Below are 9512 nucleotides of genomic sequence, written 5' to 3'. Positions count from 1 at the left end.
GATTTCTTGTGGTTATAACCTATACAAGTATCACAATAAAAGCAAACGCCAATTGATAGCTGCATGAAACTAGAATCAAGATGGGTGATTTCTCTGCTTTGGATTCCCAAGGGTTACTTTGTGTACACTTTTTTAGTCAAAACTGTAATAACATAATTATTTATCCATGTAAAAACACAAATAAATCTAAAATAGGATTCATACCAGCGTTTACTGATATGAATCCTATTTTTTTAAGGACTTATTTTACAGCCCCTTTTTCGTGCCCGGAATCACGCAAAGAAAACAATGAAATTATGCGTTTTTATGTAGGCAGTTACAATTTTACAGGAGTCGTTCATACCCCTGTAGCTCCCTTTTCTGTTTTTTTTTGCCGTTCCTTTTTTAAAAACAAATCCAGAAATGACTTGCAATCCAATCCATACAGAGTTAACAAAAACGTATAATTAATAAAAAACATTTGACATAAAACCTATTTGTAACTATAATGGTTACAGGAGGAGGTGCTTATGTATTCAACTAAATTATCAGTAGGCATTCATATATTAAGTGTGATTGTACTGATGGATGGACAACCGGTAACATCAGAGTACATTGCTTCTAGCGTTAACACCAATCCCGCTCTTGTCAGACGTTTAATGAGCCGTTTTAAGAAGGCAAAGCTAATAAAAACAAGTACTAAGCTTGGCGTAACAGGTCTTGCCAGAGAAGCAAAGGATATTTCACTTCTGGATATCTTTCTCGCATCCGAAGACCACCGTGAATTGTTTGGGATTCATAGCAACACCAATCCGAAATGCCCTGTGGGGGCAAGGATAGAAGGTACATTGAAACATATATACGACAATATACAAACCGAAACAGAAGAAAAGTTGTCTGCCATTAGCTTGGCCGACGTCACAAAGGAATTTATATAATCAGCTCTGACTCATTTCATTATGATTTGATACGCGGACATGAGGTGACTGCAATTGTTAGACATAAAGATAAGGCGATATCCTTGTTGGGAAATGGAGTAAAATTAATAGATAAAGACGTATTTGATTTAACGAAATCGGATCTTGAGGGTTTTGATGTTATTATAAATGCCTTTGCAACCGCTCCGGATAAAGCATATTTACATTTGGATCTGGCGGCAAAGCTTGTGAGCTTTTTCCGTGAAACAGAAAGCCCCAGACTGTTTTTTATTCTTGGTGCAGCCAGTCTGTTGGATGAAAACAATAATCTATTTCTGGACACTTTGAAGACCGTACCTGACGCTGCTTCCTGGATTTCTATTCCAGTGGAGGCATATAAAACCCTTAATTATTTGCGTGGTATAGAAAATGTGAACTGGGTAGGCGTATCACCATCCGCTGAATTTGTTGCAGGAGAAGCGACGGTTCCTGTTCTAGGAACGGATCATTTGCTAACTTCCTCCAACGGCAAATCAGTTGTGACAAGTAAAACCATGGCTGTTGCCATTTTGGATGAAATAGAAAATCTGCAGTTTATTCATACTAGATTTACCGTATGCAATCAATAATATAGAGATAAAATTTTAAATGGAGGTATATTTTTATGAGTAAGACAATTGGTATTATTAATGGTAGTTTGAGAAAAAATTCATTTTCCGGAAGTATTGCAGACTATGTCAAAAATTACGGGCCGGAAGGCTACGTGTTTAAAATTATCGATATTGGAGGACTTCCTCTTTATAATCAGGATTTTGATGAGGAAGATTTGAAAGAATACACCGTATTTCGGAATGAAGTAAAGACTTTAGATGCGGTTCTGTTCATTACACCGGAGCATAACCGATCTATTCCAGCAGCGTTAAAAAATGCGCTAGACATAGGTTCAAGACCTTATGGTGAAACTGTTTGGAACGGCAAACCGGGTGCCGTGATTAGTCAGTCACCAGGCGGCATAGGCGGTTTTGGGGCAAATCATCATTTAAGACAAGTACTGGCTTTTCTCAATGTTTTGACCCTTGCTCAACCTGAAGCGTACATTGGATCTTTTCATACATTGATCGATGAAAATGGAGCGTTAAATAACGAGGGTACCAAAGAATTTTTGGACGGATTTTTAACTGCTTTTGCTGCTTGGATTGAAAAACTCACTTAAATTACACAGGAGGAATCATTCATGTTACTTGATCTTTTAAAATCCAGAAGAAGCATTAGAAAGTTTCAAAAGAAGGAAGTAGAAAAAGAGAAGTTAGATTTGCTCCTTAAAAGTGCCTTGCTATCCCCCTCGTCAAGGTCAATAAAACCTTGGCAGTTTATTGCTGTCACCGATGCAAAATTGCTTCAGCAACTCTCAGAGTCCAGACAACCTGGTCCTGCATTTTTAGCAGAGGCACCTTTAGCAATTGTCGTCATAGCGGATAAGAGTGAGAGTGATGTATGGATTGAGGACGCATCCATAGCATCAATTTTTCTGCAATTGACTGCGCAGGATCTGAAATTGGGGTCCTGTTGGATTCAAGTAAGGGAAAGATTTCATACGAAGCACGAGACAGCGGAGGAATATATTAGAAAAGCACTTGGAATACCAGAACAATATGGTGTTGAATGTATAATCGCGATTGGATATCCGGATGAGGTGAAAAAACCTTATGAAGAAGATAAATTACGATACGAGAAACTTCATTTAAATAAGTTTTAATATTTAGGAAGTATTCCATATAGGAATATAAGAGTCAGCAACATAGGAAAAGACGGAACTGCTCCAATGGGGAGATGGTTTCGTCTTTTTTCGTTTCCTATAAGATTCTCACATTTTTAAGAGCGCCCGTTTTTGAAAATTCGGTCCATTCGCATACATTTACCGCATGATCTCCGATTCGCTCTAAATATTTGGCTACCATCAAAAGATCAATGGACTGGTCAATTTGTTCCGTGGATTGTTTTAGCAAATCCACCACATCGATTTTAACCTTGCTGAAAAGTTCATCTACCACATCATCTTGTTTTGCGATATTTCTGGCTGACTCCAAATTCTGTGTAATAAATGCTTCAATCGAACCACGTACCATCTCTCTAGCGGCAGCGGCCATAGCTGGAATGTGGCGTACCACATGGTATACCCGTTCGCCTTTGATTCGCAGGATTAATTCTGCAATATCAGAAGCATGATCTCCAATCCGCTCTAAGTCTGTTACCACTTTAAGCGCACTGGAAACAACTCTTAAATCCCCGGCAACTGGCTGCTGGCGAAGAATGATAGAAAGGCAGCGGGCTTCGATGGAGCGTTCTAGATCATTGATGGTTCGATCCCCTTTGATAATATCCTCCGCTTTTTCAAAATCTTGGTCTTCAAATGCGATAAAACACTGTTCAATGGAGTCTTCGACCATATGGCCCATCTCCTTAATGTCATCATTAAGAAGATTTAATTCGTGATCATAATTGATTCTTGTTGTCATTTTCGATCTCCTTTTCGATCTCTCTATAATTAGCCGAACCGTCCTGTAATATAATCTTCTGTTCTGGAATCTTTGGGAGCCGTAAATAGCTCAGTGGTAGGCGCATATTCAACGATTTCACCTACCAGGAAAAATGCAGTATGATCGGCAATACGGGTTGCCTGCTGCATGTTGTGCGTAACGATTGCAACGGTGTATTTTTCTTTAAGCTCATCCATCAGGTCTTCGATCTTCAAAGTGGATATGGGGTCCAGTGCTGAGGTGGGCTCATCCATTAATAAAACCTCTGGTTCAACCGCAAGCGCACGAGCGATGCAAAGACGCTGCTGCTGACCTCCAGATAGCCCGAGTGCCGATTTTTTCAGCCGTCCAGAAACTTCTTCCCAGAGCGCGGCTCCCTTCAGACTATTTTCCACGATGAAATCCAGTTCGGTTTTACTTTTGATCCCGTGTATTCTGGGACCGTATGCAACGTTATCATAAATGCTCATAGGAAATGGATTGGGTTGCTGGAACACCATGCCGATTTTTTTGCGAAGTAACGTGGTATCGACTCTTTGATCGTAGATATTTTCCCCATCTAACAGGACTTCGCCCTCTATTTTCACATTTGGTATCAAATCGTTCATACGATTTAATGTTTTCAAAAAGGTGGATTTTCCACATCCGGAAGGACCGATAAATGCCGTGATCTTATTGGTAAAAAGATCTAGCTTAACATCCTTTAAGGCATGATTGGTTCCATAATGTAAATTTAAGTGGTTGGTTGAAATTTTAATGGTATTGGTATTCACGATTCTTTCGCCTCCGTATTAAATTTATGGGACAGAAATTTAGCAAGTCCGTTAATAGCCAGTACAATGACAAGTAAAACAACGGCAATTCCAAATGCTTCCTTGTATTTGGCTTTCTGCATACATAAGTAAAGCTGGATGGTTAACGTACCGCCAGATTCAAATACTTTACTAAATAGGTTTCTTGGAAGAATGTAGCCACTGCCAGCGGTAAATAAAAGGGCGGCGGATTCTCCCACAATTCTTCCAATTCCCAGAATAATACCAGTTACAATCCCAGGCATGGCACTTGGCAGTAAGATTGTGCGGATCATGTACCATTTGGTAGCACCGATTCCGAGTGCTCCAGACCGATAGGCTTCTGGAACCGTTTTTAAGGCTTCCTGAGTGGTTCTGGTGATTAAGGGAAGTACCATAATGGATAACGTCAGTGCACCTGTGAGAATGGAATAACCAAATCCCAAGGTTGCTCCAAAGAAAACATATCCAAACAGTCCATAGATAATGGAAGGGATACCAGAAAGCGTTTCAGTGGTAAATTCAATGACACGTACTATTTTCCCGCCCTTGGCATATTCGTTTAAATAGATAGCAGCCCCCACCCCCAGAGGAGTGGCAATTAACAGTGTAATAACAACAATGTAAAGTGTGTTCACAATATTTCCCAGAATGCCGAAGGTTCCTCTTATTGTACTGGGAACAGTGGTTAAAAATTCTAAGTTAATTTGTGGAATTCCTCTCATAAAAACGTAGCCCATGATGCCAATTAAAATAAAAATAGAAAGAAATGCACTGAAGTAAATTAAGAACGTTAAAAACAGGTCTGAAAAACGTTTTTTACCGCCAAAAATACTTTTTTCCACAAGGGTGTTCCTGCGAATTGGTATGGCCATATCATTTGTCATGTTTTTCTTCTCCTTTCTTTAACAGTCGATTGAGTGAGATGTTGATCAACATGATAAACACAAACAGAATCAATCCGATGGTAAACAGAACCTGCTTATGAAGCCCACTGGAATAGGACATTTCAGAAACAATAGCAGTTGTTAGAAAACGGACGGAACTAAATGGAAGAGGTAAGTTTACGGAGCTTCCCGATACCAGACTAATGGCCATGGCTTCTCCGATGGCACGACCGGTTCCCAAAACAATAGCAGTAGCAATACCAGATTTAGCAGCAGGAATTACCACGTGGAAAATGGTTTGTATTTTCGTGGCACCCAAAGCAAGGGATGCACTTCTAAGATGCGAAGGGACAGAGTAAAGGGCTGTTTCGCTAATATTGATCACGGTTGGCAGAATCATCAGCGCCAATACCAAAACGGCAGATATCAGGTTCGCACCTCCTGTAAATTGATGCGTGGTGGAATTTGAAAATATTTTCAATTCCAAATCATACATTAAAGGGTTTAAAATCAGAATTCCCAACAAACCATAAATGACAGAGGGAATTCCAGCAAGAAGTTCTACGGCAGGACGGACAATATCTGCCAGTCTTTTCGGAGCGACTTCCGCTAGAAAAACAGCAGTCAATACACCGATTGGGACTCCAATTAATATGGCCAGTACCGTTCCAATAATAGAGGTTAAAATAACATAAAGAATCCCAAAACTTGGATTTGCGGCATCCGGCATCCAGGTAGTGCCAAAAAGAATATCCAAAATCCCAACTTTAAACAGTGCAGGGGTACCGCTTGATATCATATATAAACTGATGGACGCTACGGCCAAAACAGCAAAGAAGCCGCAGATTGTAAAGATTACTTCTGCAGCGTGTTCGATACCAGATTTACTTCCGTGACTGCCAAATATGGAATAAGACTTTGTACGCATAAAGTGGCTCCTTTCGCAAAACGGGGACGTAGCATAATCAGTCAGCTGCGCCCCTGTACATGTAATCGTTATGCAAACTATTTTTAAATTGTTTCGTTAGTTTGCTGGGATCAGTCCAACGGATTTAACTAACTCTTTTCCTTCGTCTGAGTAGATATAATCAAAGAGTGCTTTCACAGCGTCATTCTGCTCAGAAATTTCACCTTTGGTAGCCATAACAAATGGACGGCTTAAGAAGTAAGATCCTGCTTTGATGTTTTCTGCAGTAGGTTCCACGCTCTCTAAATTAATTGTTTTAACCGTATCATCTAAAACATCTAAGGAAACATAACCGATGGAACCTGGGGTAGAAGCAGCTTTTGCCATAACTGCACCAGTGCTGTCAAGCTCATTGCTGTATTTGCAGGCATCTTCCAATTTTAACAGTTCTTCAAATGCACTTCTGGTACCAGAACCTGATTCACGTCCAACGACTACGATTGGCTGATCGGCACCGCCTAAATCTTTCCAGTTTGTTGTGGTACCGTTGTAAATGCTGATTAACTGATCTTTTGTTAAGTCAGAAACGGAGTTAGCAGGATCGGTAACGACAGCGATTCCATCAATCGCAACGATGTTTTCAATAATTCCTTTTGCTTTTTCTTCTTCTTTTAAATTACGAGATGCATTACCGATGTCAGAAGCGCCGTTTGTAACCGCTTCTACTCCTGCGCCAGAACCAACAAATTCAGCCTGAACGGTAACACCCGGATGTTTTTCCATAAATATTTCGCTTAAAGCAGTTGCAAGCTTTTCCATAGAAGTGGATCCAACCATGCTGATTGAGCCTTTTAAATCTTTAGTCTCAGGAGCAGCGGTTGTATCTGCTGCAGAGGTTGTCTCATTTGAAGCACTCGTTGTACTGTCAGCTGCTTTTGTCTCAGTGGTTTTGCTTCCGCAACCAGCTAAAGCCCCCATAGTCATTACAGCCATTCCAGCTAAAGCAAGTACCTTAACAATATTTTTTTTCATAATTATATTCTCCTCTTCGCTTTTTCAATTGCATCTATCTACACATGGAGTATAGCAGTCACATGAAATTCGTGAAATCATATTTTGGTATAGAAACTGTAAAGGTTATGTAAAGAGCCTTGTACCTTACTTTTTTGGTTATAGTATGTGCAAGATACTAATAAAATACAGAACAAAATCTTAATTTTCTCGATATAATTGCAAAATAACCGCTTATTTTACAAAAAATGGTTTGTTATACTGGACAGAACATGCTATCTTGTGGTAAATTGTAACGTGCGTTTATTTCACAGCTATCATAAATCATTCCGTTAATAAGAACGGATACGAAGGATACGAGACAGGAGGATGTTTTCATGGGAGCATATCAATTGAAAATCATGATCAAGGGCAGTAAACCACCGATTTGGAGAAGGATTCTGGTACCAGAAGGGATAACATTTGACCGCATGCACCAGATAATTCAGACTGCATATGGTTGGTCTGGTCAATCCCAGTATCAGTTTGAGTTTCGTTCGGAAAAAGTACGGGTGATTTCAAATGACCAAGACCACTCCGAAAAGTTTCTTTCCATAACAAAGGATGAAACCATCGACAAGCTGGTTGGGAATGCAAATAAATTTACTTATACATATAAAACAGCAGTTCCTTGGGAGTTTGTGCTACAGATGGAGGAAGCCCTTGAGGGGGATACCGAAGACTTTGCAACCATTATTAAGTTCAAAGGGGATAATCTTTTAGAAGACTGTGGTGGACTAGATAACTATTATAAGCAATTAGAAGAAGGAGCAGCTGAGGGTTTGACTGCATTTGATATGGAAGCGGTAAACGATAACCTGAAAGCTGGGACAGGCAATCAATCTGGTGATGTCCATATTTCAGATGTTTATGATTGTTATAACAAAGAAAGCATTGTTGAAATTGCAAAGAGACATGAGCTTAATGGAGTTGCTGATTTAAAAAAACATGAATTGGTCGAAAAGACAATTGATTTTATATTAGATGATAATAAGATGAGGTCTTATTTTTTATGCGTACGTGATTCGGAAATCGAATTGTTTGAACAGGTGGCAGCAGGGAATCACAAGATTCCAGCACTTAATATAGAAGAATTGGATTTTCTGTATGCAGGCGGTTATGTGACAGTCGGACCGAACAACGATTACATGGTTGCAGATGAAGTAAAGACAGAATATGAAAGAATTAACACACCAGAGTTTCAGGAAGAACGCAGACGCATATGTAAGATTGGGGATTATCTTTGCGCAGCAAATTCCTTATATGCCATTACACCACCTTCTGTTTTGCTTGAGACCTTTAACAAATATGAAGAGAAGAAACTTACGATTCCAGAATTGATGGAAGGATATGAGCGTCTTTTGCCATATCGTTGCTTGGTAAAATTCATTGACGGGAATTTTATAGATGCGGCACTGGCAGAGCAGAATCGTTTTGTTAATTTGATCCGCACGCAGAAGAAAGTTCCATATTATATTCCATCAGAGCAAGAAGTTCGTTTCATGGCAGATAACACTGGATTTTTGATGAGTGAAGAATTAAGCAAGCTCAGCCATTTCCTCACAGATGAAATGAATGTACCAGATGAGATGATTCCTTATGTATTACGACAGGTTCAGGCTGAGATTAGTCTTGGCGGTCAGCTTCAGGAAGTAATCAAGGATCTAGAGGAAGCTGGAATTCTTTTAGATACATCCGTTCATATGGAAAAGTTTGCAAGTAATATAACAGATGTATGGAATCATACCAGAATCGTGTTAAACAGAGGTCATAAGCCTTACGAGATGGTGATCAAGGGATTAGAAGATGTTTCATCACAAAGAAAAGACATTCAAAAAATATATCCCAATGAACCTTGTCCATGTGGGAGTGGGAAGAAATATAAGAAATGCTGTAGCAAGAGAAGCTAGTAAATATAAGAGCAATAAGAATGGAGTTCAAACCTGATCGGTAAGGTTTGGACTCCATTCTTATAGAATAAATTGTTAAAAAAATCGTGTAAATTAATAATATTGAAAAAAACAAAAAAAGTGTTGACAATTGTCGAATGCTTTGGTATGATATAACTCGCCGCTGAAAACGGCGGCAAACTTTCTTCAAAATCACATCATTGATTGATGGAAAAGGAATTTGAAAAAAGTAAAAAACTGGTTGACAAACATAACCAGTTATGATATTCTATATAGGTTGCTGTTGAAGCAACAAAGTAAAAAAAGCACTTTGAAAACAGAAGATTGAACAGTATGTAAAACCCTGAAAATTCGAATAAAAGTCATGTTTGATGACTTTGAATGAGAAATTCAGAACGAATACAAGCAATTGTATACGAACCAAACAACAAGTAAAAACGGGAAATAAATTAGCTAGTTAGTTGATTTTGACCGTGGATTGAACCAATGGCAAGTCCAAGCGGTATGCTCATGAAGTTTTGCTTCATTCGCTAC

General features: G+C 39.2%; 10 protein-coding genes. 5 read left to right on the top strand and 5 right to left on the bottom strand.

What is annotated here, in order from left to right; translation table 11 throughout:
• The first annotated feature begins 509 nt into the window (after nt 1–509).
• From EFT72_RS18705 to EFT72_RS18690, 4 genes are read left to right on the top strand one after another with little or no spacing between them, the layout of a single operon-like run.
• The gene (locus tag EFT72_RS18705; protein ID WP_124068432.1) at nt 510–917 is read left to right on the top strand and encodes an Rrf2 family transcriptional regulator; all 408 of its coding nucleotides are present in this window, start codon (nt 510–512) and stop codon (nt 915–917) included.
• Nucleotides 918–961: 44 nt separating this feature from the next.
• Nucleotides 962–1525 (top strand): hypothetical protein, encoded by a 564-nt coding sequence (locus EFT72_RS18700; RefSeq protein ID WP_206426688.1) that lies wholly within the window; start codon nt 962–964, stop codon nt 1523–1525.
• Nucleotides 1526–1560: 35 nt separating this feature from the next.
• Nucleotides 1561–2109: an NADPH-dependent FMN reductase gene (locus EFT72_RS18695; RefSeq protein WP_124068430.1), complete on the top strand. Its 549-nt coding sequence runs from the start codon at nt 1561–1563 to the stop codon at nt 2107–2109.
• A 21-nt stretch (nt 2110–2130) separates the two neighbouring features.
• Nucleotides 2131–2652, top strand: coding sequence for a nitroreductase family protein (locus EFT72_RS18690; RefSeq protein WP_124068429.1), 522 nt, complete (start codon nt 2131–2133; stop codon nt 2650–2652).
• A gap of 97 nt (nt 2653–2749) precedes the next feature.
• Here EFT72_RS18690 and phoU read toward each other — a convergent pair whose 3' ends face one another.
• The 5 genes from phoU to EFT72_RS18665 all read right to left on the bottom strand — a co-directional run bounded on the left by phoU (nt 2750) and on the right by EFT72_RS18665 (nt 7050).
• Nucleotides 2750–3412: a phosphate signaling complex protein PhoU gene (phoU, locus tag EFT72_RS18685; RefSeq protein WP_124068428.1), complete on the bottom strand. Its 663-nt coding sequence runs from the start codon at nt 3410–3412 to the stop codon at nt 2750–2752.
• A 29-nt stretch (nt 3413–3441) separates the two neighbouring features.
• On the bottom strand, nt 3442–4206 hold the full coding sequence (gene pstB, locus EFT72_RS18680) for a phosphate ABC transporter ATP-binding protein PstB (RefSeq protein ID WP_124068427.1): 765 nt from the start codon (nt 4204–4206) through the stop codon (nt 3442–3444).
• On the bottom strand, nt 4203–5111 hold the full coding sequence (gene pstA / locus EFT72_RS18675) for a phosphate ABC transporter permease PstA (protein WP_124068426.1): 909 nt from the start codon (nt 5109–5111) through the stop codon (nt 4203–4205). Before pstA ends, pstB begins: the two co-directional genes overlap by 4 nt.
• A complete protein-coding gene (gene pstC, locus EFT72_RS18670; RefSeq protein ID WP_124068425.1) occupies nt 5101–6039 on the bottom strand; it encodes a phosphate ABC transporter permease subunit PstC in 939 nt (312 codons plus the stop codon). Before pstC ends, pstA begins: the two co-directional genes overlap by 11 nt.
• A gap of 96 nt (nt 6040–6135) precedes the next feature.
• Entirely contained in the window at nt 6136–7050 is a 915-nt protein-coding gene (locus tag EFT72_RS18665) for a phosphate ABC transporter substrate-binding protein (protein ID WP_124068424.1), read from the bottom strand.
• A 356-nt stretch (nt 7051–7406) separates the two neighbouring features.
• On the opposite strand from EFT72_RS18665, the gene EFT72_RS18660 reads away from it, so the two are divergent.
• Nucleotides 7407–8978 (top strand): SEC-C metal-binding domain-containing protein, encoded by a 1572-nt coding sequence (locus EFT72_RS18660; protein ID WP_124068423.1) that lies wholly within the window; start codon nt 7407–7409, stop codon nt 8976–8978.
• The last annotated feature ends 534 nt before the right edge of the window (nt 8979–9512 follow it).

It is taken from the genome of Clostridium sp. E02, assembly GCF_003833015.1.
Lineage (GTDB): Bacteria > Bacillota > Clostridia > Lachnospirales > Lachnospiraceae > Lacrimispora.
The sequence above is the reverse complement of the archived record's forward strand: the minus strand, read 5'-3'. Positions and strand labels throughout refer to the sequence as shown.